This window comes from Blastococcus sp. SYSU DS0533 (assembly GCF_054050775.1).
Genome location: NZ_JBJGZZ010000021.1, coordinates 20,594 through 44,891, shown reverse-complemented (window position 1 = coordinate 44,891; position 24,298 = coordinate 20,594). Strand labels below are relative to the sequence as shown.

Annotated in this window: 22 protein-coding genes and 1 tRNA gene; 15 read left to right on the top strand and 8 right to left on the bottom strand. The window is 74.5% G+C overall.

Annotated features, from left to right (window positions below; all coding sequences use genetic code 11):
• The first annotated feature begins 36 nt into the window (after positions 1-36).
• The gene (locus ACI79W_RS18680) at positions 37-795 is read left to right on the top strand and encodes a VOC family protein (RefSeq protein ID WP_456563589.1); all 759 of its coding nucleotides are present in this window, start codon (positions 37-39) and stop codon (positions 793-795) included.
• A gap of 48 nt (positions 796-843) precedes the next feature.
• On the opposite strand, the gene ACI79W_RS18675 is transcribed toward ACI79W_RS18680, so the two are convergent.
• From ACI79W_RS18675 to ACI79W_RS18665, 3 genes are read right to left on the bottom strand one after another with little or no spacing between them, the layout of a single operon-like run.
• Positions 844-1,278, bottom strand: a complete 435-nt coding sequence (locus tag ACI79W_RS18675; RefSeq protein WP_456563588.1) for a PPOX class F420-dependent oxidoreductase — start codon at positions 1,276-1,278, stop codon at positions 844-846.
• Positions 1,279-1,292: 14 nt separating this feature from the next.
• Entirely contained in the window at positions 1,293-2,261 is a 969-nt protein-coding gene (locus ACI79W_RS18670; protein WP_456563587.1) for a pirin family protein, read from the bottom strand.
• Positions 2,262-2,271: 10 nt separating this feature from the next.
• Positions 2,272-3,285: a pirin family protein gene (locus ACI79W_RS18665; protein WP_456563586.1), complete on the bottom strand. Its 1,014-nt coding sequence runs from the start codon at positions 3,283-3,285 to the stop codon at positions 2,272-2,274.
• 189 nt (positions 3,286-3,474) lie between these two features.
• On the opposite strand from ACI79W_RS18665, the gene ACI79W_RS18660 reads away from it, so the two are divergent.
• The 10 genes from ACI79W_RS18660 (at position 3,475) to mnhG (ending at position 14,138) form a co-directional block, all read left to right on the top strand.
• A complete protein-coding gene (locus tag ACI79W_RS18660) occupies positions 3,475-4,071 on the top strand; it encodes a winged helix-turn-helix domain-containing protein (protein WP_456563585.1) in 597 nt (198 codons plus the stop codon).
• Positions 4,068-5,360, top strand: coding sequence for an MFS transporter (locus tag ACI79W_RS18655; RefSeq protein ID WP_456563584.1), 1,293 nt, complete (start codon positions 4,068-4,070; stop codon positions 5,358-5,360). The genes ACI79W_RS18660 and ACI79W_RS18655 overlap by 4 nt, the downstream gene beginning before the upstream one ends.
• Positions 5,361-5,386: 26 nt before the next feature.
• Complete coding sequence (locus tag ACI79W_RS18650; protein WP_456563583.1) at positions 5,387-7,207, top strand: ABC-F family ATP-binding cassette domain-containing protein; 1,821 nt, start codon at positions 5,387-5,389, stop codon at positions 7,205-7,207.
• Between the two features lie 195 nt (positions 7,208-7,402).
• On the top strand, positions 7,403-7,567 hold the full coding sequence (locus ACI79W_RS18645; protein WP_456563582.1) for a response regulator transcription factor: 165 nt from the start codon (positions 7,403-7,405) through the stop codon (positions 7,565-7,567).
• Positions 7,568-7,645: 78 nt separating this feature from the next.
• Positions 7,646-10,525: a Na+/H+ antiporter subunit A gene (locus ACI79W_RS18640; RefSeq protein ID WP_456563581.1), complete on the top strand. Its 2,880-nt coding sequence runs from the start codon at positions 7,646-7,648 to the stop codon at positions 10,523-10,525.
• Positions 10,522-11,058 carry a Na(+)/H(+) antiporter subunit C gene (locus tag ACI79W_RS18635; RefSeq protein ID WP_456563580.1) on the top strand — a complete coding sequence of 179 codons (537 nt, stop codon included), beginning with the start codon at positions 10,522-10,524 and terminating at the stop codon, positions 11,056-11,058. The genes ACI79W_RS18640 and ACI79W_RS18635 overlap by 4 nt, the downstream gene beginning before the upstream one ends.
• Positions 11,058-12,824 (top strand): Na+/H+ antiporter subunit D, encoded by a 1,767-nt coding sequence (locus ACI79W_RS18630; protein ID WP_456563579.1) that lies wholly within the window; start codon positions 11,058-11,060, stop codon positions 12,822-12,824. Before ACI79W_RS18635 ends, ACI79W_RS18630 begins: the two co-directional genes overlap by 1 nt.
• Positions 12,821-13,399 (top strand): Na+/H+ antiporter subunit E, encoded by a 579-nt coding sequence (locus ACI79W_RS18625; RefSeq protein WP_456563578.1) that lies wholly within the window; start codon positions 12,821-12,823, stop codon positions 13,397-13,399. Before ACI79W_RS18630 ends, ACI79W_RS18625 begins: the two co-directional genes overlap by 4 nt.
• Positions 13,396-13,725 carry a monovalent cation/H+ antiporter complex subunit F gene (locus ACI79W_RS18620; RefSeq protein WP_456563577.1) on the top strand — a complete coding sequence of 110 codons (330 nt, stop codon included), beginning with the start codon at positions 13,396-13,398 and terminating at the stop codon, positions 13,723-13,725. Before ACI79W_RS18625 ends, ACI79W_RS18620 begins: the two co-directional genes overlap by 4 nt.
• Positions 13,722-14,138, top strand: a complete 417-nt coding sequence (gene mnhG / locus ACI79W_RS18615; protein ID WP_456563576.1) for a monovalent cation/H(+) antiporter subunit G — start codon at positions 13,722-13,724, stop codon at positions 14,136-14,138. Before ACI79W_RS18620 ends, mnhG begins: the two co-directional genes overlap by 4 nt.
• A 58-nt stretch (positions 14,139-14,196) precedes the next feature.
• Here mnhG and leuA read toward each other — a convergent pair whose 3' ends face one another.
• Together leuA and ACI79W_RS18605 are read right to left on the bottom strand one after the other, a co-directional pair.
• A complete protein-coding gene (gene leuA, locus ACI79W_RS18610; protein WP_456563575.1) occupies positions 14,197-15,933 on the bottom strand; it encodes a 2-isopropylmalate synthase in 1,737 nt (578 codons plus the stop codon).
• Between the two features lie 402 nt (positions 15,934-16,335).
• Positions 16,336-17,931 carry a phospholipase D family protein gene (locus ACI79W_RS18605; protein ID WP_456563574.1) on the bottom strand — a complete coding sequence of 532 codons (1,596 nt, stop codon included), beginning with the start codon at positions 17,929-17,931 and terminating at the stop codon, positions 16,336-16,338.
• A 74-nt stretch (positions 17,932-18,005) separates the two neighbouring features.
• On the opposite strand from ACI79W_RS18605, the gene ACI79W_RS18600 reads away from it, so the two are divergent.
• Genes ACI79W_RS18600 through ACI79W_RS18590 form a run of 3 tightly spaced genes read left to right on the top strand, consistent with a single transcriptional unit; the run spans position 18,006 to position 20,835 of the window.
• Positions 18,006-19,274 (top strand): aspartate kinase, encoded by a 1,269-nt coding sequence (locus tag ACI79W_RS18600; RefSeq protein WP_456563573.1) that lies wholly within the window; start codon positions 18,006-18,008, stop codon positions 19,272-19,274.
• Complete coding sequence (locus ACI79W_RS18595; RefSeq protein WP_456563572.1) at positions 19,271-20,317, top strand: aspartate-semialdehyde dehydrogenase; 1,047 nt, start codon at positions 19,271-19,273, stop codon at positions 20,315-20,317. The genes ACI79W_RS18600 and ACI79W_RS18595 overlap by 4 nt, the downstream gene beginning before the upstream one ends.
• Before the next feature lie 29 nt (positions 20,318-20,346).
• On the top strand, positions 20,347-20,835 hold the full coding sequence (locus tag ACI79W_RS18590; RefSeq protein ID WP_456563571.1) for a hypothetical protein: 489 nt from the start codon (positions 20,347-20,349) through the stop codon (positions 20,833-20,835).
• Between the two features lie 10 nt (positions 20,836-20,845).
• Here ACI79W_RS18590 and ACI79W_RS18585 read toward each other — a convergent pair whose 3' ends face one another.
• The 3 genes from ACI79W_RS18585 to ACI79W_RS18575 all read right to left on the bottom strand — a co-directional run bounded on the left by ACI79W_RS18585 (position 20,846) and on the right by ACI79W_RS18575 (position 23,740).
• Positions 20,846-22,639: a S9 family peptidase gene (locus tag ACI79W_RS18585; RefSeq protein WP_456563570.1), complete on the bottom strand. Its 1,794-nt coding sequence runs from the start codon at positions 22,637-22,639 to the stop codon at positions 20,846-20,848.
• 63 nt (positions 22,640-22,702) lie between these two features.
• Positions 22,703-22,779: transfer RNA gene (locus ACI79W_RS18580), tRNA-Pro, on the bottom strand.
• Positions 22,780-22,828: 49 nt separating this feature from the next.
• Entirely contained in the window at positions 22,829-23,740 is a 912-nt protein-coding gene (locus ACI79W_RS18575; RefSeq protein ID WP_456563569.1) for a metallophosphoesterase, read from the bottom strand.
• A 51-nt stretch (positions 23,741-23,791) separates the two neighbouring features.
• On the opposite strand from ACI79W_RS18575, the gene ACI79W_RS18570 reads away from it, so the two are divergent.
• Positions 23,792-24,244, top strand: coding sequence for a GatB/YqeY domain-containing protein (locus ACI79W_RS18570; RefSeq protein WP_456563568.1), 453 nt, complete (start codon positions 23,792-23,794; stop codon positions 24,242-24,244).
• Positions 24,245-24,298: the final 54 nt, after the last annotated feature.

Genomic DNA, 24,298 nt, shown 5'->3' with positions numbered 1-24,298 from the left:
GGACCGTGACCTCCCCCACAACAGGAGGAGGCAACCATGCCCACTCGAGAGACCCCCTGGCCGCCCGGCACCCCCAGCTGGGTCGACTACGGCGCCGCCGACCTGGAGGCGGCCAAGCAGTTCTACGCCGGCCTGCTGGGCTGGGAGTACACCGGCGGCGACCCCGAGTTCGGCGGCTACCTGGACGCCGAGAAGGACGGGCGGCCGGTGGCCGGGATGGGTCCGCAGCAGGACCCGGACGACCCGCCCCGGTGGACGACGTACTTCGCGACGGACGACGCGGCCGCCGCGGTCTCCCGCATCCGCGAGGCCGGGGGCACCGTCGTGGCGGAGCCGATGGAGGTCGGGCCGTTCGGCACCATGGCCATCGCGCTGGACCCGCAGGGCAACCCCTTCGGCCTCTGGCAGGCCGGTGAGCACGTCGGCGTGCAGCGCTACAACGAGCCCGGGTCGCTGGTCTGGAACGAGCTCGCGGCCGACGACCCGGCGGCGGCCCGGGAGTTCTACGCCGCGGTCTTCGGGTTCCGCTTCGAGGAGGTCCCCGGCGGGGAGGGCTACACGACCTTCGCCACCGGAGGTGACCCGCTCGGCGGCCTCGGTGGCGTCGTCCCCGGGGCGCCGAAGGGCTGGTCGACCTGCTTCGCGGTGACCAGCACCGACGGCGCGGTCGCCACGGTCACGGCCGCGGGCGGCAAGGTCCTGCTCCCCGCGGAGGACACCGAGTACGGCCGGTTCGCGGTCGTCGCCGACCCGTGGGGCGCGTCGTTCGCGGTGATGGAGGTCGCCACCGGGTGACCGGTGCCCGGTAGCCGGTGCGAACGGGGCGCACCGGCGGCGCCGGGGTCAGGCCCGCAGCTGGCCGTAGGCGTGGTCGGGGCGAAACCGGACGACCAGCCGCCGGTCGGCGACCATCGCGGCCCGGTACTCGTCCCAGTTCTCGTGCTCGCCGGAGATGCCGCGGTAGTAGGCGATCAGCTCCTCGACGGCGGCGTCGTGCGGGTCCTGGGCGACCGGCGTGAGCTCGGCGGTCCCCTCGACGGCGACCCAGGTCCAGAAGTCGCCCGACGCCACGTGCAGCGTCACCCGGGGGTCGCGCTGCAGGTTGCGGGTCTTCGCGCGGTCGGCGGTCACCGAGACGCGGATGAGGCCGTCGTCCCAGGCGTAGCCGACGTTGGACAGCTGCGGCCGGCCGTCGCGCTTGATCGTGGCGAGCACCCCCCAGCGCTGCTCGGCGACGAACTGCAGCAGCCGTGGGTCGAGGCGGGTGGAGTCGGTCATGCCCGCAGCCTCCCTCAGCGGACGCGGCCGCGCGGCCGGAGCGCGACCGGGGGCAGCGGCGGGGCCTCCAGCCGCTCGCCGTCGTAGCCGACGACGGTGCCGAAGCGCCGCGACTCGGCGTTCCACTGCTCGGCGTACTCCGCGACCTCATCGCCCGACCGGCCGATGAAGTTCCACCACATCACCAGCCGCTCCTCGAACGGCTCGCCGCCGAGCAGCAGCAGCCGGGACGCCGCACCGGCACGCACCCGCAGCGCCCGCCGGCCGGTGCCGAGGTAGAGCATCGCGCCCGGCTCGAGCGGGACGCCGTCGACGGACACCGAGCCCGAGGAGGTCAGCAGCCCGTACTCGAAGTCGGGTTCCAGGGGCACCTCGACGTCGGCGCCGCTCGCGAGGTCCAGGTCGACGCCGACCAGCGGGGTGTACGCCCGCCCCGGCGACGTCACCCCGCCGAAGGAGCCCATCAGCACCGTCGCGGTGAGCCCGTCGGAGCTGAAGCCGGGCAGCTGCGCGTGGTGCTCGAAGTGCGGGGCCGCCTCGCGGTCGCGGTCGGGCAGCGCCACCCACAGCTGGGCTCCGTGCAGGAACCGCGGGTGGGTCGCCGGCGACTGCTCGGAGTGGGCGATCCCGTGCCCTGCCGTCATCAGCGCGAGCTCCCCGGGGCGGAACCGCACGTCGCTGCCGAGCGAGTCGCGGTGGTGCACCTCGCCGTCGAGAAGCCAGGAGACCGTCTGCAGGCCCGTGTGCGGGTGCGGCGGCACCTGCATGCCGGGGGAGGAGGTGATGTCGTCGGGGCCGTAGTGGTCGACGAACACCCAGGCGCCGACCATCCGCCGGCCGAGCGTCGGCAGCAGCCGGCGCACGCGGGTGCTCTCGCCGAGCAGCACCTCCTTGCCCGGGAGCAGGTCCAGCGCGGGCCCGGCGGTGGTGCCGGCCAGCCCGCCCACGTCGCGGGCCGGCGGACGCGGTTCCAGGTTGCTCATGGCGCGGCTCCTAGCGCTCGTCGTCCCCAGCAGTCTCGCCCCGGACGTCGGCGTGGGGAACCGGTCCCTCCACGCGCTGCGCCGGGATCGAGCCGAGCCGGCCGGCGCGGAAGTCGGTGAACGCGTCCCTGACCTCGTCCGCCGTGTTCATGACGAACGGCCCGTACATGGCGATCGGCTCGTTGATCGGCCGCCCGCCCAGGATCACGACGTCCAGCGCCGGCGTGCGCGACTCCTGGTGCACCGCGCCGCGCACGGTCACCGTGTCGCCGGGGCCGAGCACCGCGAGCTGGCCGGTGCGCACCGGGGCGCCGTCGATGCCGATCGAGCCGGCTCCGGAGAGCACGTAGACCAGCGCGTTGAAGTCCGGCCGCCACGGCAGGTCCAGCGTCGCGCCCGGGGCCACGGTCGCGTGCACCATAGCCATCGGGGTGTACGTCGAGCCCGGGCCGGTGTGGCCGGCGACCTCGCCGGCGATGACCCGCAGCAGCGCGCCGGCGTCGGCGCTGGCGAGCAGCACCGACTCCCGGGCGCGCAGGTCCTGGTAGCGCGGCTCGACCCACTTCTGCGCCCGCGGCAGGTTCACCCAGAGCTGGAGCCCGTGGAACAAGCCGCCGCTCACCACCAGCTGCTCCGGCGGGCGCTCGATGTGCAGGACGCCGCCACCGGCGGTCATCCACTGGGTGTCGCCGTTGCTGATCGTGCCGCCACCGCCGTGCGAGTCGGCGTGCTCGAACGTGCCGTCGATGAGGTAGGTGACGGTCTCGAAGCCGCGGTGCGGGTGCCAGCTGGTGCCCTTGGGCTCACCGGGCGCGTACTCGACCTCGCCCATCTGGTCCATGTGGAGGAACGGGTCGAGCGCGCGCAGGTCGACCCCGGCGAACGCCCGGCGCACGGGAAAGCCCTCTCCCTCGAAGCCGGAGGGCGCCGTCGTCACCGAGCGGGTGCGGCGGCGCACCGTGCGGGGAGCGGGCAGCGGGACCCGTGGCAGCGTGGTGGTGTCCTCGACGGTCACGGCGGGCATGCCGGCCTCCTTGTTGAGAGCTCAACTAGCGCCCAGCCTAACCCCGCTCGGGGTCGCCGTCTTCCCCTCCGTGCGGGCGGGACCCGCGCGCGCCCGCAGCCACCGCTCACGCGGCCGACTGTCCACATCTGAGGGGGCAAGCGCAAAGAACTCTTTGCAAAGGAGTCTTTGCAGTTCTAGTCTGCCTGCGTGACCCGCCTCCCCGACCCCCCCGAGCCAGCTGTCCGGGTGACCGACGTCCGGGCCCTCCGCGCGCTCTCGCACCCGCTGCGCAACCGCCTCCTCGGCCTGCTGCGCCTGCACGGCCCGGCCACCGCCAGCGGGCTGGCCCGCACGGTGGGGGAGAGCAGCGGGTCGACGAGCTACCACCTCCGCCAGCTCGCGGCCCACGGCTTCGTCGAGGAGGTCGAGGACCAGGGGAGCGGCCGCGAGCGCTGGTGGCGGGCGCGGCACCGGATGACCAGCTGGCGGGCCGCCGACCTCCTCACCCAGGAGGGCGGTCCGGAGGTGCAGGAAGAGATGACGCGGCTGCAGGTCGACCGGCAGGCCGCGGTGGTGGACGCCTGGTACGCGCAGCGGGAGCAGCTGGACCCGGACTGGGCGGATGCCGCCTCGCTCAACGACTACGGCCTGCGGCTCACGCCCGAGCAGGCCCGCGCGCTGGGGGCCGAGCTGGCCGCCACGCTGGCCCGCTGGGTGGAGGCCCACCCCGCGAGCGCGCCGGGCGACGGCGAGCAGGTCTGCGTGCTGCTCGACGTGCTGCCGCTGCGGGAGTGGCCCTCGTGACCGGCCCGGCAACGGTCCGCTCGGCCACCCGGCGGCTGGTCGGCCTGACGGCGCTGCGCTGGTTGCCGGTGGGGCTCACCACGCCGATCACGGTCCTCCTCGCGCAGGCGCGCGGCCTCACGCTCGGCGAGATCGGCGTGCTGTTCACCGTCCACGGGGCCGTGGTCGTGGCTCTGGAGCTGCCCACCGGCGGGCTGGCTGACGTCCTCGGCCGCCGTCCGGTCGTGGTCGCCGGGGCCGCGCTGCACCTCCTCTCGTGCCTGCTGCTCGCGACGGCGACGTCCTTCGCCGGGTTCCTGGCCGGCGTCCTGGCCCTCGGGCTCGGCCGCGTGCTGGACTCCGGCCCGGTCGAGGCCTGGTACGTGGACACCGTGCACCGGCTGGAGCCCGGCGCCGACGTCGCTCCCGGGCTGGCGAAGCACGGGGCCGCCGACGGGGCGAGCCTCGCGGTCGGCGCGGTGGTCGGCGGCCTCCTCCCGGCGCTGGCCGGTAGCTCCGGGGCGGAGGGGCTCGCGCTGCCCTACCTCGGTGCCGCCGTGCTGGACGTCGTCTACGTGGTGGCGGTGCTCCGGCTGCTGACCGAGGCCCGGCCCGCTCGGGAGGGCAGCGCGCGGGCCGCGCTGGGGAGCGGGCTGCGCGCGCTCCCGGCGACGGTGGGCGCCGCGGTGCGGCTGTCGGTCACCGACGGGCCGCTGCGGGTGGTCCTGCTGCTCACCGGCATCGGCGGGGCCGGGCTGGTGGCCTGCGAGCTGCTGGGTCCCCTGCGGTTCAGCGAGCTCGCGGGGGAGCCCGACGACGGGGCCGCCGTCTACGGGGTCGTCCTGGCCGGGTCCTTCGCCGCGGCGGCGATCGGTGCGGTGGCCGCACCGGCGCTGCGGCGCCTGCTGCGCGGCTCCACCCGGGCCGCCTGCGGGGTGCTCTCCACCCTCGGTGGTTCGGCGCTGGCCACGCTGGCCGGCCCGGACCTGCTGGCCGTGGCCGCCACCGGGTTCGTGCTGCAGTACCTGGCGCACGGCTCGGCCTGGCCGCTGCTCAGCGCCGTCCTGCACGCGCGGGTGGCCGCCGCCCACCGGGCCACCGCCGTCTCCGCGATGTCCCTGGCCTTCGCGCTCGGTGGCATCGCGGGGAACCTGGCGATCCCGCCGCTGGTGGCCGCGGCCGGGCTCGAGGGCGCCTTCCTGGCCGTGGGCGTGGTGGTCGCGCTCGGCGTCCTGGCCTGCCTCCGGCTGCCGCGGTCGACCGCATCCGGGACCGCCGTGGCCGCGGAGGAGGCACCCGTCGGATACTGAGGACCCATGACCCCTCCTCGCAGCCGATGAGCGCCCCCCTCAACCTGGTCAACCTCGAGCGGGTGCACAAGGCCCACGGCACCACCGTGGTCCTCGACGACGTCTCGCTCGGCGTCGCCGCCGGCGAGCGGATCGGCATCGTCGGCCGCAACGGGGGCGGCAAGAGCACGCTGCTGTCGCTGATCACCGGCGCCGACGACCCCGACTCCGGCCGGGTGACCCGCCGCGGCGACCTCGCGATGGGCGTGCTCGACCAGTCCGGCACCCTCCCGCCCGGGACGACGGTGCGCGACGTCGTGCTCCCCCCGTCGATGTTCGCCGCCGAGCACGAGTGGGCCGGCGACCCGGCCGTGCGCTCGGTGCTCACCGGCCTGGAGCTCGACCGGCTGGGTCTCGACGCCCCCGTCGCCCCCATGTCCGGTGGCGAGCGGCGCCGGGTGGCCCTGGCCGCCCAGCTGATCCGGCCGCTGGACCTGCTGGTGCTCGACGAGCCCACCAACCACCTCGACGTCGAGGGCGTGGCCTGGCTCGCCGGGTACGTGAAGCAGCGCAGCGGCGGCCTGGTCGTCGTCACCCACGACCGGTGGTTCCTCGACGAGGTCTGCACCACCACGTGGGAGGTCGCCGACGGGAACGTCCACTCCTACGACGGCGGGTACTCGGCGTACACCCTGGCCCGGGCCGAGCGGGCGCGGATCGCCTCGGTCACCGAGGAACGCCGGCTGAACCTGGTCCGCAAGGAGCTGGCCTGGTTGCGTCGCGGCCCGCCGGCACGGACCAGCAAGCCGAAGTTCCGCATCGAGGCCGCCCAGGCGCTGATCGCCGACGAGCCACCGGCCCGCGACTCCATGGCGCTGAAGGGGTTCGCCGCCCGGCGCCTCGGCAAGACCGTCTTCGACGTCGAGGACGTCGACTACGCAGTCCCCACCGAGGACGGGCCGCGGACCCTGTTCCACGGCCTGACCTGGCACGTCGGCCCCGGCGACCGGATCGGCATCGTCGGCGTCAACGGCGCGGGCAAGACCTCCTTGCTGCGGCTGCTGGTGGGCGAGACGGAGCCGGATTCGGGGACCGTCGTCGTCGGGCAGACCGTGGCGCCGGCCTACCTGTCGCAGCACGTCACCGAGCTGCCCGGGACGCTGCGCGTGGTCGAGGCGGTGCAGGAGGTCGCCCGCGTCGCCCGCATCGGCAACCAGGAGATCTCCGCCTCGTCGCTGGCCGAGCGGTTCGGCTTCGCGGCGAACCGGCAGTGGACGCCGGTCGGCGACCTCTCCGGTGGCGAGCGGCGGCGGCTGCAGCTGCTGCGGCTGCTCATGGGCGAGCCCAACGTGCTGGTCCTCGACGAGCCCACCAACGACCTGGACATCGACACCCTCACCGCGCTCGAGGACCTGCTCGACAGCTTCCCCGGCACCGTGCTGGTGGTCAGCCACGACCGCTACTTCGTCGACCGGGTCTGCGACAAGGTGGTCGCGCTGCTCGGTGACGGCTCGCTGGCCGAGCTCCCCGGTGGGGTGGAGGAGTACCTGCGCCGCCGGGCCGCCGGCGGTGCCCCGCTGACCACCGCGGCCGGTAGCGACGGTCCACGGCCGGTCGGGGCGCCGTCGGCCTCGGGGCCCGCGGTCTCGGCGGCGGAGGCGCGGGCGGCCAGGAAGGAGGCGGCGAAGCTCGAGCGGCGGATGCTCAAGCTGGACGCCGACGAGAAGAAGCTGCACGAGCAGCTGGCCGCGGCGGCCACCGACTACGCGAAGGCCGCCGAGCTCGACGCCCGGCTCAAGGAGCTGCAGGCGGAGAAGGAGCAGGTCGAGGAGGAGTGGCTGGCCGCCGCGGAGACCGCGGAGGGCTGACCCTCAGCGGGTGGCCCGCCGCTCGTGGTCGTCGTCCGCACGCGGGAGCGCCGTCGCCGGCCTGATGCCGTCCTCCCGCACCGCGGCGCGTCCGCCCTCACCGCAGAGCGGGAGGGAGGACGCGCCATGATCAGGGAACCGCTCCCTGCTCGAGGTGGCCCCGCCCGAGGCCCTCGTCGCCCCGCCATCCGCACCGTGGTCGCCGGGCTGTCCGACGCCGAGATCGCCGCCCGGCGTTACCTCGGCGAGGCGACGGTGGAGACGCACGTGAGCCGGGTGCTGCTGAGGCTGGGGTTGCGCGACCGGGTGCAGGCCGTCGCCTTCGCCTACGAGAGCGGGCTGGTCGCACCGGGGCGCTGAGTTTCACCGCGGCGGGACGGCGGTACTGCCCGATCGGGCGCGCGCGCGTCCCGAGACCGCCGTGCCACCTGGAGCTCCGTGACCCTGCTGCTGCTCGCGCACGTCGTCGCGGCGCTCGCCGCGCCGGTGCTCGTGCGGTGGTGGGGGCGGCAGGCGTTCCTGGCCCTCGCCCTCGTCCCGGCCGCGGGTCTGGTGTGGGTGCTGACCCGGCTGCCCACGGTGCTCGACGGCGGGGAGATCGCCGAGACGGTCCCGTGGGTCCCCGCCCTCGACCTGTCGGTGGCCCTGCGGCTGGACGCGCTGGCGCTGACCTTCGCCGGCCTGGTCACCGGCGTCGGGGCCCTGGTGCTGGTCTACTGCTCCCGCTACGTCGGACCCGACGACGAGGGCGCCGGGCGGCTCGGGGGGCAGCTCACGGCGTTCGCCGGGGCGATGCTCGGCCTGGTCCTGGCCGACGACGTCTTCGTGCTCTACGTGTTCTGGGAGCTGACCACGGTCTTCTCCTACCTGCTGATCGGCGGCTCCGGCGCCACGGTGGCCGGCCGCCGGGCCGCCGGTCAGGCGCTGATCCTCACCACGGCGGGCGGGCTGGCGATGCTGGCCGGGCTCATCATGCTGTCGCAGGCGGCCGGCAGCACGCTGCTGTCGGAGATCGTCACCGCGCCGGGCGACGGCGGCCTCCTCGTCGGCGGCGTGCTCCTCGTGCTGCTCGGTGCGCTCACCAAGTCCGCCATGGTGCCCTTCCACTTCTGGCTGCCCGCGGCCATGCAGGCGCCGACGCCGGTCAGCGCCTACCTGCACGCCGCGGCCATGGTGAAGGCCGGCATCTACCTGGTCGCCCGGCTGGCACCCGGGTACGCCGACGTCCCGGGCTGGCGGCCCGTCGTCCTCGGCATCGGCGTCACCACCATGCTGGTCGGGGGATACCGGGCGCTGCGCCAGTACGACCTGAAGCTGCTGCTCGCCTTCGGCACGGTGAGCCAGCTGGGGTTCGTGCTGACCCTGGTGGGCGGCGGCAGCGCGGCCCTGGGGAAGGCGGGGCTCGCCATGGTGCTGGCCCACGGGCTGTTCAAGTCCACGCTCTTCCTCTCCGTCGGCGTCATCGATCACGCGACCGGGACCCGTGACCTGCGGGAGCTCTCCGGGCTGGGGCGCCGGCTCCCGGTGCTCACCACCGCCGCGGTGCTCGCCTCGGCCTCCATGGCCGGCCTGCCGCCGCTGATCGGGTTCGTGGGCAAGGAGGCGGCCTTCACCGCGCTGTGGGACGGGGCCCTGCCCGACCGGACCGCAGCCACCGTCGTGCTGGTCGGGCTCGTCGTCGGCTCGGTGCTCACCGTCGCCTACACCGCGCGCTTCCTGTGGGGCGCCTTCGCCCGCAAGCCAGGCCTGCCGGGGACGGCGCCCGCGGAGCTCGAGCACCCGCCGGGGCCGCTCTTCCTCGTCGCGCCCGTGGTGCTGGCGCTCGCCGGTCTCGCCGGCGGGCTGGGGGCCTCCGCCCTCGACCCGCTCGTCGTCGCCGCCGCGGAGCCCCTGCCGCAGCTGCTGCCCGAGGAGGAGCACCTCGCGCTCTGGCACGGCCTCACCCCGGCCCTCGGGCTCTCCGCGGTCACGCTGCTCACCGGTGCGGTGCTGTTCCTGGCCCGCCGCCCGGTCTTCCGGCTCCAGCGCCGCGTGGGCGTCCCGGTCTCCGCCGACACCGGGTACTGGAACGTCCTCCAGGCGCTCGACCGGCTGGCCGTCGTGGTCACCGGCTCCACCCAGCGCGGTTCGCTGCCCGTCTACCTCGGCGTCATCCTGGTCACCGTGCTGGCCCTGCCCGGGGGTCTGCTGCTGGCCCGCGGCACCTGGCCCGCGGAGTGGCGGGCCTGGGACAACCCGCTCCAGGCGATCACCGGCGCCCTGGTGCTGGTGGCCGCCCTGCTCGCCGTGCGCATCCACCAGCGGCTGGCCGCCGCCGTGGTCGTGGGGCTCACCGGGTACGGCCTGGCGGTCCTCTTCGTCGTGCACGGGGCGCCCGACCTCGCCCTGACCCAGGTGCTCATCGAGACGGTCACCCTGGTCGCCTTCGTCCTGGTGCTGCGCAAGCTGCCGCTGGAGGTCGGCGGGAGCTCCCGCGCCCGCACCCGCTGGAGCCGCGGCGTGGTGGCGACGGCGGTCGGTGGCTTCATGGGCGTGGCCAGCGCGATCGCCCTGTCCGCCCGGGAGGCGCCGGCGGTGTCGGAGGCGTACCCGGAGCTCGCCGAGGAGGCCCACGGCGACAACATCGTCAACGTCACGCTGGTGGACATCCGCGCGTGGGACACCTTCGGCGAGATCTCCGTCCTCGTCGTCGCGGCGACCGGCGTGGCCAGCCTGGTCTTCCTGCGCGGCCGGGCCGGCGCGCTCGCGCGGGCCACCGCCGAGGACGAGCTCGAGGTGCCGCAGGGCCGCCGGGCCCCCCGGGCGCAGTGGCTGGCCGCCACCTCGACGCTCTCCCCGCGGCGGCGGTCGCTGATCTTCGAGGTGGTCACGCGGCTGCTGTTCCACGCCGTCCTCGTGCTGTCGGTGTTCCTGCTCTTCGCCGGGCACAACGCGCCCGGCGGCGGGTTCGCCGGCGGGCTGGTGGCCGGGCTCGCGCTGGTGCTCCGCTACCTGGCCGGCGGGCGGTACGAGCTCGGCGAGGCCGCACCGGTCGACCCCGGGGTCCTGCTGGGGCTCGGCCTGCTGATCTCGGGTGGGACCGGGGTCGTCGGGCTCGCGCTCGGCGCGCAGGTGCTGGAGACGGCGTTCTTCGAGGCCACCCTGCCGGTGTTCGGTGAGGTGGCCCTGGTGACCGCGCTCTTCTTCGACATCGGCGTCTACCTGGTGGTGGTCGGGCTGGTCCTCGACGTGCTGCGCAGCCTGGGCGCCGAGCTGGACCGCCAGGAGGAGGAGGGCGAGGACAGCGACCCCGCCGCCGAGGAGGTGATCGCGCGGTGACCCCCACCGTCGTCCTGCCCGTCGTCATCGCCGGCCTGTACGCCGCCGGCGTCTACCTGCTGCTCGACCGCAGCCTCACCCGCGTCCTGCTCGGCTTCCTCCTGCTCGGCAACGCCACGAACGTGCTGCTGCTGTCGTCCGGCGGCCCGGCCGGGGAGGCGCCGATCGTCGGTCACGCCGGGGACGGGGAGATGAGCGATCCGCTCCCGCAGGCGCTGGTCCTCACGGCGATCGTCATCACCTTCGGCATCTCGGCGTTCCTGCTGGCGGTCATCCACCGCTCGTGGCGGCTGGTGCGCCAGGAGGTCGTGCACACCGACGAGGAGGACCGCCGGGTCGCCGCCCGGAGCCCCCGGCACGCCGACGCCATGGACCCCGACGACATGGACCCGGTCGACCTGCACCCCGACGACCGGACGACGGGCGACGTCGTCGGCGGGCCGCCCGACCCGGAGGCGCGGCTGGCGGAGCGCTTCCCCGACAGCCCCTCCGACGACGTCGACCTGCCCTCCACCCGCAGGCGGCCGAGGTGATGCGCGTCCTGGCACCGGTGCCGGTGCTCGTCCCGCTGCTCGGTGCTGCGCTGTCGCTGCTGCTCAGCCGCTACCCGCGGGTGCAGCGGCTGATCAGCCTGGCGGCGATCGCCACCGTGCTGGGGGTGGCGGTGGCGCTGCTCCTGCTCGCCGACGCCGACGGCGCGGTGGCGGTGGCGGTCGGCGACTGGCCGGTGCCGCAGGCGATCATGCTCGTCGTCGACCGGCTGTCGGCGCTGATGATCGTGGTCGCCTCGACCGTCGCGCTCGGGGTGCTGCTGTTCTCCGTGGGCCAGGGCGTCGCCGACGGCCCGCGCAGCGCGCCGGTCTCGGTCTTCCACCCCACCTTCCTGGTGCTGATGGCGGGGGTGGGCTTCGCCTTCCTCGCCGGCGACCTGTTCAACCTCTACGTCGGCTTCGAGGTCCTGCTCACCGCGAGCTACGTGCTGCTGACCCTCGGCGGCTCGGCTCCCCGCATCCGGGGCGGGATCACCTACATCGTCGTCAGCCTGATGAGCTCGCTGCTCTTCCTCGCCGCGATCGGCCTGGTGTACGCGGCGACGGGGACGGTGAACCTCGCGCAGTTGGCGGGGCGGCTCGGCGAGCTCCCCGACGGCACCCGGATGCTGCTGCACGGGATGCTGCTGGTCGCCTTCGGCATCAAGGCCGCGGTCTTCCCGCTGTCGGCCTGGCTCCCCGACAGCTACCCGACCGCGCCCGCCCCGGTCACCGCCGTCTTCGCCGGGCTGCTCACCAAGGTCGGCGTCTACGCGATCATCCGCACCCAGACGCTGCTGTTCCCCGGTGGTGCGCTGGACACCGTGCTGATGTGCGCGGCGCTGGCCACCATGGTGGTCGGCATCCTGGGTGCGATCGCCCAGACCGACCTGCGCCGGATGCTGTCGTTCACGCTGGTCAGCCACATCGGCTACATGGTGTTCGGGATCGCGCTCTCGACCGAGGCAGGGCTGGCCGGGGCGATCTTCTACGTGGTGCACCACATCGTCATCCAGGCGACGCTCTTCCTCGTGGCCGGGCTGGTCGAGCGTCAGGGAGGCAGCACGACGGTCGGCCGCCTGGGTGGTCTGGCCGCGGCCTCGCCCCTGCTCGCCGTCCTCTACCTGGTGCCGGCGCTCAACCTCGCCGGCATCCCGCCGCTGTCGGGCTTCCTCGGCAAGCTCGGGCTGCTGCAGGCCGGTGTCTCGGCCGGTGGGGTGCTGCCGGGGCTGCTCGTCGCCGCCGGGGTGGTCACCAGCCTGCTCACGCTCGTCGCGGTCAGCCGGGTCTGGTCACGGGCGTTCTGGCGGCCGCCGAGGCAGGCCGAGCACCTGGAGACCCCCGCGGACGCGGCCGCCGAGAGCGGACCCGACGCCGGTCCGGACGACGGCACGGGGAGCGGTACCGGCAGTGGTGAGGGCAGCGCCGACGGCGGAGCGCGGCCGCGCGGGTCGTCCCGGTCGGGGCTGGGCTCGACCCGGCGTGGGGCGCGCGAGGCCGCCTGGCAGCACCAGGTGGCGCTCGCCACGGGGACCCCGGGCCCGGAGCCCGACCCGACGGGGGAGGTCCTCGACGACCGGGAGCGGCTGCCCCGGGCGCTGCTCGGTGCCACCGCCGGCCTGGTCACGGTCAGCGTGGCGCTCACCTTCCTGGCCGGGCCGCTCTACGCGCTCGCCGACCGTGCGGCCACCGACCTGCTGAACCGCACCCCGTACGTGGAGGCGGTCTACGGGGAGGGCCCCGCGAGCTCGGCCGAGGACGTCCCGTGAGCCCCGGTGCCCTCGTCGGCCGCCGCGCCCGCCACCTGCCCCTCATCGCCTGGCTGGTCCTCATCTGGGTGCTGCTGTGGGGCACCTGGTCGTGGGGGAACGTGCTCTCCGGGGTGCTGGTCGCGGTCGCCGTCACCTGGGTCCTGCCGCTGCCCGGGGTCACCGAGCACGCCCGGTTCCGGCCGCTCCCGGTGCTGGCCTTCCTCGGCTTCTTCCTGCGCGACCTGGCCGTCTCCAGCGCGCAGGTCGCGTGGGCGGCGCTGCGCAGGGGTGGGCGGGTGCGCTCCGCGGTCATCGTGTCGGAGCTGCGCACCGACTCCGACCTGCTGCTCACCCTGATCGCCGAGACGCTCAGCCTGGTGCCCGGGTCGCTGGTCCTCGACATCGACCGCACGCGCCGGACGATGCTGGTGCACGTGCTGCCGGTGGAGACCGAGGAGGACGTCGACCGGCAACGGGCCGAGGTGCTGGCCGTGGAGGGCCGGGTGGTGCGCGCCTTCGGCAGCGCCCGCGAGATCGCCGCGCTCGACGAGCCGCGGCCGCGCCCGGCGGACCCCGACGGGAGGACGACATGACCCTGGTGTGGGTGGCCGCCTACTCGATGCTCTCCGCGGGTGCGGCCCTGGCGATGGTGCGGGTCTGGCGCGGCCCCTCCCTGCTGGACCGGGTGGTCGCGACCGAGACGATGCTGGCGATCATCGCCGCGGGGGTCGCTGTGTACGCCGCGCTCGCGCGCGACGCCGCGGTCGTGCCGGTGCTCCTCGTGGTGGCGCTGCTGGGATTCGTCGGCGCCGTGTCGGTGGTGCGCTACGTGGGCGGGATGCTGCTCATGTCCGGGGACGACGACGGCCAGGGTGCAGGGCTCCCCCCGGCCGCCGAGCAGTCCACCGAGGGGCGGTGACGGCAGTGCAGACGGTGCTCGACGTCATCGCGATCGGCTGCCTGCTGCTCGGGTCGCTCATGGCGCTGGCCGCGGGGGTGGGGCTGGTGCGCTTCCCCGACGTGGTCTCCCGGCTGCACGCCGGCACGAAGCCGCAGGTCGCCGGCGTCCTGCTGATCATGACGGGCGGCGCGATCCGGCTGGTCGGGACGCCGGTGGTGTGGATGCTGCTGCTCGGCGGGTTGCTGCAGCTGCTGACCGTGCCGGTCAGCGCGCACATGATCAGCCGCATCGCCTACCGGCGCCGGCACGTGCGGCAGGACCTGCTGGTGGTGCACGAGGCGGGGTTCCTCGGCCTCGTCGGGGCCGACGCCGACGACCCGCCGGGCGACGAGCCCGCCGACGCCCCGCCTGACCAGCGCGACCGCGGGTGACCGCCGGGCCGATGCCGGCCGCCGGGGCCGGGGCAGCGCGCCCGGCCCCGGCGGTGGCTCAGCGCTCCGCGCGGTTGACGGCGGAGACGACGGCCCGCAGGGAGGCGGTGACGATGTTGGGATCGATGCCGACGCCCCAGAGCACCCGGTCGCCCACGGCGCACTCGACGTAGGCCGCGGCCCGGGCGTCACCGCCGGCGGACATCGCGTGCTCGGCGTAGTCGAGCACGCGGACGTCGACGTCCAGGCTCTTCAACGCGTCGACGAACGCCGCGATCGGGCCGTTGCCGCGGCCCTCGACGGTCACCGGGACGCCGGAGTCGACCAGCTCCACCACCATCTCGTCGAGCTGCCCGTCGCCGTGCGCGGTGTGCCGGTGACCGGTGAGGGCGAACCGGCCCCAGGGCGCGGCCGGGTCGGGCAGGTACTCGCTGCTGAACGCCGTCCACATCTGCTGGGCGGTGACCTCGCCGCCCTCGTCGTCGGTGTGCCGCTGGATGACCGCGCTGAACTCGATCTGCAGCCGGCGCGGCAGGTCCAGGTGGTTCTCGGTCTTCATGATGTAGGCGACGCCGCCCTTGCCGGACTGGCTGTTCACCCGGATCACGGCCTCGTAGCTGCGACCGACGTCCTTGGGGTCGATCGGCAGGTACGGCACCGCCCACGTCTGCTGCTCCACCGGGACGCCGGCGGCCGCGGCGTCGGCCTCCAGGGCCTTGAAGCCCTTGTTGATCGCGTCCTGGTGGGAGCCGGAGAAGGCGGTGTAGACCAGGTCGCCGCCGTAGGGGTGCCGCTCGTGCACGCCCAGCTGGTTGCAGTACTCGACCGTGCGGCGGATCTCGTCGATGTCGGAGAAGTCGATCTGCGGGTCGATGCCCTGGCTGAACAGGTTCAGCCCCAGGGTGACCAGGTCGACGTTGCCGGTGCGCTCGCCGTTGCCGAACAGGCAGCCCTCGATGCGGTCGGCGCCGGCGCGGTAGCCGAGCTCGGCGGCGGCGACGGCGGTGCCTCGGTCGTTGTGCGGGTGCAGGCTCAGGATGACGGAGTCGCGCCGGCCGAGGTTGCGGTGCATCCACTCGACCTGGTCGGCGTAGACGGTGGGCTCGGCCATCTCGACGGTGGCCGGCAGGTTGAGGATGGTCGGCCGGTCCGGGGTGGGCTCCCACACGTCGGTGACGGCGTTGCAGATCTCGACGGCGAAGTCGAGCTCGGTGCCGGTGAACGACTCGGGTGAGTACTCGAACCGGATGTCGGTGTCGCCCATCTGCTCGGCGAGCTTGCGCACCACCTGGGCGCCGTGGACGGCGATGTCGACGATGCCGGCGCGGTCGGAGCCGAAGACGACCCGCCGCTGCAGGGTGGAGGTGGAGTTGTAGAGGTGCACGATCGCCTGCTTGGCGCCGCGCAGCGACTCGAAGGTGCGCTCGATCAGCTCGTCGCGCGCCTGGGTCAGCACCTGGATCGTCACGTCGTCCGGTACCAGGTCCTCCTCGACCAGCTGGCGGACGAAGTCGTAGTCGGTCTGGCTGGCCGCCGGGAAACCGACCTCGATCTCCTTGTAGCCCATGCGGACCAGCAGTTCGAACATCCGCCGCTTGCGGTCGGGCGTCATGGGGTCGATCAGCGCCTGGTTGCCGTCGCGCAGGTCGACGGCGCACCAGCGGGGGGCCTGCGTCGTCACGGTGTCCGGCCAGGTGCGGTCGGGCAGCACCACCGGGGCGAAGGGCGCGTAGCGGTGGATCGGCATGCCGGACGGCTGCTGGGGGTGGCGGGCGTGCGGGTGGGTCTCGCTCATGGGGGAGGGCTCCTGGGGCGGGCTGCCGTGCGCGGAGTGCGCACAGCTCCGGGGACGGTCAGCGGACGCCGGGGACGCCAGAACCCCGCGGCGAGGGGGCCGACCTAGGAGAGGGCCTCGCCGCGGCGGGTAAGCAGGAGGCTGCCGCGCACGCCGCCACGGTAGCAGCGCGCCGGCCTTCGCCGCAGCAGCGCGGCCGAGCCCCGCGTGCGCCAGGGGTCGTCGGCAGGAGCCAGGTCCCCTCCGAGGTCAGTAGCGTTCTGCCCACCGGGGCTGGGCAGAGCTCGACTGTGCCGGGGCCTGGTCCTCCCCGCGCTCGGTCTGTGCCCACCGGGGCTGGGCAGAAGCCGACTGTGCGGGGGACTGGTAGGTCGGCGGCGCGGCCGGGCAGCAGCGAGGGCCTCAGAACTCCTTGCGCAACCGCAGGCGCAGCGGGCGGCCGTCGGGGTCGACCAGCAGCCGGTAGACCGGCGTGGCCCACAGCCGGGTGTGCCAGGCCAGCTTCTCCGGGCGGTGGGGCCGCAACCGCCCGGGCGGGCGGGGCCCCCGCCGCCCGCCGTCGTGCCACTCGGCCAGGGCGGCGGCCCGCTCCTCGAGCGTGGCGACGAAGCGCTCGGGGTCGAGCAGCAGGTCGTCGTCGCCGCCGTCGGGATCGAGGTCCAGGTGCTCGCGCGCCAGCTCCAGCCGCAGGTCCCGCGGCAGCGTGCGCGCGCAGTCCCCGGTCCCCGCCGGGTCCAGGGGTTCGCGCGGGTCGATCGTCGTGTCCAGGACGGCGGTGGACAGCTCGCTGTCGTGCGTCCAGGAGCGGCGGTTGAAGTTGTCGCTGCCGATGCTGGCCCAGACGTCGTCGACGAGGCACACCTTGGCGTGCACGTAGACCGGCGTCCCCGCGTGGTTCTCGACGTCGAAGACGTGCACCCGCTCCTCGCCCCCCGCCCGGATGCAGAGGTCGATCGCCTGGCGGCGGCCCACGTACTGCGGCGTCGCGTTGAACGCGCCCTCCTGGTCGGGGATGCGCGGCACGACCACCACCAGGTGCAGGTCGGGCTGGTCCCGCAGGGCGTCGGCGAACAGCTGGGCCACCTCGCCCGACCACATGTACTGGTCCTCGAGGTAGATCAGCCGCCGGGCGCGCCGCACGGCCTTGGAGTAGCCGCGGGCGATCGAGCGCTCGCCCTCGGGCGCGAAGTCGTAGCGGGGGAGGATCTTGGGGTAGGTCCGCAGGATCTGGACCAGGTGCGGCCCGGCCGGCGGGGGCGGCGGCAGCTCGGGCGGCAGCGGGGACGGGGCCAGCCGGGCCCTGCGGAACCGGTCGACGAGGTAGGCGATCGGGTTGCCCTGGACGGGGCTGGTCGGGTCGTCCCAGCGCTCGCGGAAGGTGGTCTCCAGCGCGGCGACGGCGGGTCCCCGGATCTCGGCCTGGACGTCGTGCCACGGCGGGGTCGGGCCGTACGCGGAGGCCATGTCCACCGCCTGCGGATCACCGTGGTGCCGCGCGTCGTCGCGGCGGCTGTGGCACAGGTCGATGCCGCCGGCGAACGCGACGTCCCGGGACGGGTCGGCCGGGCACCTGATGATCACCACCTTCTGGTGGTGGCTGCCGACCCGGCGCACGCGCTGGTCGAGCACGACCTTCCCGCCGTCCTCCTCGATCTCCCGGTCCAGCGACCGGTTCTGCTCCTTGCTGTAGGAGAGGGCGTCGGTGTGGGAGCGCCACACCAGGCCGCGCACGTCGACACCGCGGCGCGAGGCCGCGCTGAACAGCTCGTCCACGGTCGGCCCGCCCGGCCGCAGCCGCTGGTCGGGGTCTCCCCGCCAGTCGGTGAACCACAGGCGGTCGCCCTCGCCCAGCTGCTCGACCACCTCGACGAGCCGGTCGAAGTACACCGACCCGTGCACCAGCGGGCGGACCAGGTTCCCCTCCGTCCAGCCCGGGACCGCGGCGCCAGCGTTGTCGCGCTCGTCCGAGGTGAGCAGCCAGCGGCCCGGATCGTCCACCCGGTGATCACAACGGTCGGGTCTGCCGGATGCAAGCGCCCGGGTCGTGGACGACGTCGGTAGCCTCATGTCCCGTGGCCCTCGTCGTCCAGAAGTACGGCGGCTCGTCCGTCGCCTCCGCCGAACACATGAAGCGCGTCGCGGAGCGGATCGTCGCGGCCAAGAAGAACGGCGACGACGTCGTGGTCGTGGTCTCGGCGATGGGTGACACCACCGACGAGCTGCTCGACCTCGCCAGCCAGATCACCGACACCCCGCCCGGTCGCGAGCTGGACATGCTGCTGACCGCCGGCGAGCGGATCTCCATGGCGCTGCTGGCCATCGCCATCTCCGAGCACGGCTACGAGGCGCGCTCCTTCACCGGGTCGCAGGCAGGCGTCATCACCACGTCCAGCCACGGCAAGGCGCGGATCATCGACGTCACGCCCGGCCGGCTGAAGTCCGCGCTCGACGAGGGCTCCGTCGTCATCGTGGCCGGCTTCCAGGGCGTCAGCCAGGACACCAAGGACATCACCACGCTCGGCCGCGGCGGGTCGGACACCACCGCCGTCGCCGTCGCCGCGGCGCTGGACGCCGACGTCTGCGAGATCTACACCGACGTCGACGGCGTCTTCACCGCCGACCCGCGCATCGTCCCCAACGCCAAGCGGCTGGACACCATCACCTACGAGGAGATGCTCGAGCTGGCGGCCTCCGGCGCGAAGGTGCTCATGCTCCGCTGCGTCGAGTACGCCCGCCGCTACGGCATCCCCGTGCACGTCCGCAGCTCCTACTCCCAGCTCCCCGGCACCACCGTGACCGGCTCGATGGAGGACCTCACCGTGGAACAGGCGATCATCTCCGGCGTCGCGCACGACCGCTCCGAGGGCAAGGTCACCGTGTTCGGCGTGCCCGACCGGCCGGGTGAGGCGGCGCAGATCTTCCGCGTGCTCGCCGACGCCGAGGTCAACATCGACATGATCGTGCAGAACGTGTCGGCCGAGGCCAGCAAGCTCGCCGACATCTCCTTCACGCTGCCCAAGAGCGACGGCCCGACGGCGCTCGCCGCGCTGGAGAAGGTCAAGCACACCGTCGGCTACACCGGCGTCAGCTTCGACCAGCACATCGGCAAGGTCAGCCTCGTGGGCGCCGGCATGCGCTCGCACCCCGGCGTCTCGGCCAAGTTCTTCGGCGCGCTCGCCGACGCCGGGGTCAACCTGGAGCTGATCAGCACCTCGGAGATCCGCATCTCCGTGGTCTGCCGCGACACCGACGTCGACATCGCCGTCCGCGCGGTGCACGACGCCTTCGACCTGGGCACCGACGAGGCCCAGGCCGTGGTCTACGGAGGGACGGGACGATGAGCACGAACGGTGGGCTGCGCGTCGGCATCGTCGGCGCCACCGGGCAGGTCGGCCGGGTCGTGCGCGACCTCCTCGCCGAGCGGGAGTTCCCCCTCGCCGAGCTGCGCTTCTTCGCCTCCGCCCGCTCGGCGGGCAGCACGCTGCCCTGGGCCGGTGGCGAGATCACCGTCGAGGACGCCGCCGCCGCCGACCCGACGGGTCTGGACATCGCCATCTTCTCCGCCGGGGCGACCACCTCGCGGGCGCAGGCGCCCCGGTTCGCCGAGGCCGGCGTGACCGTGATCGACAACAGCTCCGCGTTCCGGCGCGACCCGGACGTCCCGCTGGTCGTCAGCGAGGTCAACCCGCACGCGCTGGGCGAGATCCGCAAGGGCATCATCGCCAACCCCAACTGCACGACCATGGCTGCGATGCCGGTGCTCAAGCCGCTGCACGACGAGGCGCAGCTGACCCGGATCGTCGCCAGCACGTACCAGGCGGTCTCCGGGAGCGGCGTGGCCGGCGTCGAGGAGCTGCACGGCCAGGCGAAGGCCGTGGTCGAGAAGGCCGACGCGTTGACCCACGACGGGTCGGCCGTGGCGTTCCCCGACCCGGTGAAGTACGTCGCGCCGATCGCGTTCAACGTGCTGCCGATGGCCGGCTCCGTCGTCGACGACGGCTCCTTCGAGACCGACGAGGAGCAGAAGCTCCGCAACGAGAGCCGCAAGATCCTCGGCATCCCCGACCTCCGGGTGGCGGGCACCTGCGTGCGGGTGCCGGTCTTCACGGGGCACTCGCTGTCGCTCAACGTCGAGTTCGCCCGGCCGCTGCCGGTCGAGCGGGCGACCGAGCTGCTGCAGGCCGCGCCTGGCGTCGAGCTGTCCGACGTCCCGAACCCGCTTCAGGCCGCCGGCCGCGACCCGAGCTACGTGGGCCGCATCCGGCAGGACCAGAGCGTCGACGGCGGCCGCGGGCTCGTGCTGTTCGTGAGCAACGACAACCTCCGCAAGGGCGCCGCCCTCAACACCGTCCAGATCGCGGAGCTCATCGCCGCCTCCCGCTGAGGACGGCGTCCGCAGGCAGGACGGCGCGGGTGACGTCCGAGGAGCCGGGACCCGGCGAGCTGCCCGTGGCCGGCGAGCAGCGCCGGCCGGGGCCCGATCTCTACACGCTGCGCGGGATGGTCGAGCTGGACCTGGCGCTGGAGGGCGGGGTGGCGGTCGATGCCGCCCACGCCCTCCTGAGCGACGCGGTCGTGCAGGCGTTCGGCCCGCGGTGGTACGAGTGGCTGGTCGAAGCGCTGACCGCGGAGGGGCGGGACCCGGCAGAGCTCGCGGCCCTGCTGACCGACGATGCGCTGGCCGACCGCGTGCTGGAGCGGGTGCGTGCCCGGATGGCCGCCGACGACGAGGCGCCCGACCCGCCGGGCGGGGAGTTCGGCTGGTACGCGTACGCCCCCGGCGACCCGAAGGGCAGCCGGGGGCGGTACCGCCGGGCGGTCGCGCGGCAGAGGGAGAGCGCCCGTCAGGCGCTGCTCGCCCCGCCGCGTCCCCGCGTGGCCGGCCGGCGCCGCGACCGCTAGCTCGTCCGGGTCAGGGCCGCACGTGGCGCAGCGCGAAGGCCAGGGCGACCTCCACCTGGCGGATCGTCTCCTCGATCACGAGGGAGCCGTGGCCGGCGTCGAAGCGGTAGACCTCGTGCGGCTTCCCGAGCTCCTCGAGCCGGGCCAGGTAGTTGTCGATCTGCCGGATCGGGCAGCGCGGGTCGTTGGCGCCCGCGACCACCAGCACCGGTGCGGCGACGGCGTCGACGTAGGTGATGGGGGAGGAGCGCACGTAGACGTCGCGGACCTCCTCCGGTGAGCCGCCGAAGAGCGCCCGGTCGTAGGCCCGCAGCCCCTCCATCTCGTCCTCGTAGGCGGCCAGGTAGTCGGCCACCGGCACCTCGGCGATCCCGGCCGCCCAGCGCTCCGGCTGGGTGCCCAGGCCCAGCAGCGTGAGGAACCCGCCCCACGAGCCGCCGGACAGGATCGCGCGCTGCGGGTCGACCACGCCCTCGGCCACCAGCGCGTCGTAGACGGCGCCGACGTCCTCCAGCTCGGTCAGCCCCGGCCGGCCGGTCAGCGCGTCCCGCCAGGCCGAGCCGTAGCCGGTGGAACCCCGGTAGTTCACGTGCACGACCGCGTAGCCGGCGTCCACGTAGGCGGCCCGGCGGGCGCGGTAGGAGTCGTCGTCGGCCGCCTCCGGGCCGCCGTGGACGAGGAACGCGGTCGCGAACGGGCCCTCACCGGCCGGTCGCACCAGCAGCGCGTGCACGTCGCCACCCGGGCCCGGGACCCAGCGGTCCTCGACCGGGTAGGCCGCCGGCGGCTCCTCGTCGGAGACCGAGAGGACGACGGGGCCGTCGGCCCGGCGGATCACCGGCGGCCGCTCGGAGTTCGACCACGCCAGCTCCACCGTGCCGTCGGGGCGGGCGGTGGCGCCGCGGACGACGCCCGGCGGGGTGTCGAGCTTCTCCAGCGCGCCCGAGGCCAGGTCGTAGCGGTACAGCTCGCTGCGGGCGGCGTGGTCGTGGCCCACCAGCAGCGCGGAGCCGTCGGGGTACCAGCTCGCGGTCACGTCGCCGGGCAGGTCGAGCACGAGCTCGGTCTCGGTGTCGGCGGCGACGTCCCAGACCAGCAGCTCCTCGCGGCCGCGCCGCTCGTGGCCGACCAGCAGCCGGCGGTCACCGGGCAGCGGCGCGAACTCCAGCGCGTGCAGGCCGCGGCCCTCGCCGTCCCACTTCTCCGCGACCACCGAGTCATCGGCCGTGCGGAGCACCCGCAGTGCGGGGTAGCGGGGGTCGCCGTGCTCGGAGTGCGAGATGACCAGCAGCTCGTCATCGCGGGTGAGCGCGTCCACCGAGGCGGGGTCGGGGTGCCGGTAGACGACCCGCGGCGTGCCGCCGGACGGCGCCAGCCACAGCTCGCTGCCGTCGTCGGTGCTGCGCCCGATGGCGACCAGCTCGCGGCCGAGCTCGAGCCCCGCCGGGTAGGCCGGCCCCACCTCGGGGACGGCGACGGTGTCCTCGCCGCCCTCGAACGGCTGGGTCATCCAGACGCCGAACTCGTCGCCGTCGGTGTCGGCGAACCACCAGATGGTCGCCCCGTCGTGGTCCAGGGTTGCGATGAGGGTGCCGTTGGGCCGGTCGGTGACCTGGCGGTGGGTGCCGGTCTCGCGGTCCCAGGCGTACTGCTCGACGACGCCGCTGACGTCGGAGCTGTACAGGTTGCGGTGCGGCGCGTTCTCGGCCCAGTCCGGCAGCGACACCCGGGGGGCGCGGAACCGGGCCTGCCAGCGGGCGGTGACCTCGGGGGGAAGGGCGGGTGCGGTCTGCTCGGCGGTCACGGCCCCATCTTCGCAGCGGCCCGGAACGGCTCAGGGGCCGCCTCGCGGCGGCCCCTGAGCTGATGGTCGGGGTGACAGGATTTGAACCTGCGGCCTCGTCGTCCCGAACGACGCGCGCTACCAAGCTGCGCCACACCCCGGGGTGCGTCGACGAGTCTAGCGCTCGCCCGCGCGCACCCCGGCGGCGGGTCAGGACGGGCGCGCGGTGAGGGTCAGCAACGTCGCCTCGGGTGGGCAGGCGAAGCGCACCGGCGCGTACGGGCTGGTGCCCAGACCGGCCGACACGTGCAGCCAGGTGCCGGCCGGGTGCGCCGGCGTCGGCTCCGCCCAGCGGTGCAGCCACCGGACCCGGTCGCGGTCGATGCCGCAGTTGGTGACCAGCGCGCCGTAGAAGGGCACCCGCAGCTGGCCGCCGTGCGTGTGGCCGCAGAGGAGCAGGTCGTACCCGTCGGCGGCGAACCGGTCGAGCACCCGGGGCTCGGGGGAGTGTGCCAGGCCGATCCGCAGGTCCGCCGCGGGGTCCGCCGCGCCGGCGACCAGGTCGTAGCGGTCCCGCTGCAGGTGCGAGTCGTCCACGCCGGCGAAGACGATGCGGCGTCCGCCGACGGTGAGCTCGCCGCGGTCGTTGGTGAGGTCCAGCCAGCCGCGGTCGCGCATGCCGTCGCGCAGGTCCCGCCAGGGCAGCTCGTCGCCGTGCACCCGCTCGTGATCGCGCTTGAAGTACTTGAACGGGTTCTTCGGCCGGGGGGCGAAGTAGTCGTTGCTGGCCAGCACGAAGGCCCCGGGCCGGTCCAGCAGCGGGTCCAGCGCACCCAGGGTGGGCGGCACGGCGTCGAAGCCCGCGAGGTTGTCGCCGGTGTTCACGACCAGGTCGGGTTCGAGCGCGGCCAGGCCCGCGACCCACTCCTGCTTGCTGCGCTGCCCCGCCGTCATGTGCAGGTCCGACAGCTGCAGGATCGTCAGCGGCGCCGACCCCGGGGCCAGCACCGGGACGTCGAAGCGGCGCAGGGTCCAGCGGGTGCGCTCGTAGATGCTCGCGTAGGCGGTCACGGCCGCGCCCGAGGCGACGGCGGCGGTGGGGAGGGCGGTGTACCAGCGCACCCGCCGAGCCTACGGGCGCAGCCGGGCACCGCGTCGTGCAAGGCTTGCCCCGTGTCCGACCTCAAGGAACAGCTGCGCACCGACCTGACCACCGCCATGAAGGCCCGCGACGAGCTGCGCACCGCCACGCTGCGCATGGTGCTCGCCGCCGTCAGCGCCGAGGAGGTGGCGGGCAAGGAGTCCCGCGAGCTCACCGACGACGAGGTGCAGGCGGTGCTCCGCCGCGAGGCGAAGAAGCGCCGCGAGGCCGCCGAGGCCTTCGGCTCGGCCGGGCGGGCCGAGCAGGCCGCCCGCGAGCAGGCGGAGGGCGAGGTCCTGGCCGGTTACCTGCCGGCCCAGCTCGATGACGCCGACCTGACCGCCATCGTCGCCGACGTCATCACCCGAACCGGGGCCTCCGGCATGAAGGACATGGGCAAGGTGATGGGCGCCGCGAACAGCGTCGTGGCCGGCCGGGCCGAGGGTGCGCGCGTCGCCGCCGAGGTGCGCCGCCAGCTCGGCTGACACGCACCCCCGAACGCGCGAGGGGCCGGACCTGGCGGTCCGGCCCCTCGTCGT

Bases quoted from the DNA above. Each gene is read 5' to 3' on its own strand.
- ACI79W_RS18680 (WP_456563589.1), top strand. From the start codon at position 37: ATGCCCACTCGAGAGACCCCCTGGCCGCCCGGCACCCCCAGCTGGGTC.
- ACI79W_RS18675 (WP_456563588.1), bottom strand. From the start codon at position 1,278: ATGACCGACTCCACCCGCCTCGACCCACGGCTGCTGCAGTTCGTCGCC.
- ACI79W_RS18670 (WP_456563587.1), bottom strand. From the start codon at position 2,261: ATGAGCAACCTGGAACCGCGTCCGCCGGCCCGCGACGTGGGCGGGCTG.
- ACI79W_RS18665 (WP_456563586.1), bottom strand. From the start codon at position 3,285: ATGCCCGCCGTGACCGTCGAGGACACCACCACGCTGCCACGGGTCCCG.
- ACI79W_RS18650 (WP_456563583.1), top strand. From the start codon at position 5,387: ATGAGCGCCCCCCTCAACCTGGTCAACCTCGAGCGGGTGCACAAGGCC.
- ACI79W_RS18630 (WP_456563579.1), top strand. From the start codon at position 11,058: ATGCGCGTCCTGGCACCGGTGCCGGTGCTCGTCCCGCTGCTCGGTGCT.
- ACI79W_RS18620 (WP_456563577.1), top strand. From the start codon at position 13,396: ATGACCCTGGTGTGGGTGGCCGCCTACTCGATGCTCTCCGCGGGTGCG.
- leuA (WP_456563575.1), bottom strand. From the start codon at position 15,933: ATGAGCGAGACCCACCCGCACGCCCGCCACCCCCAGCAGCCGTCCGGC.
- ACI79W_RS18595 (WP_456563572.1), top strand. From the start codon at position 19,271: ATGAGCACGAACGGTGGGCTGCGCGTCGGCATCGTCGGCGCCACCGGG.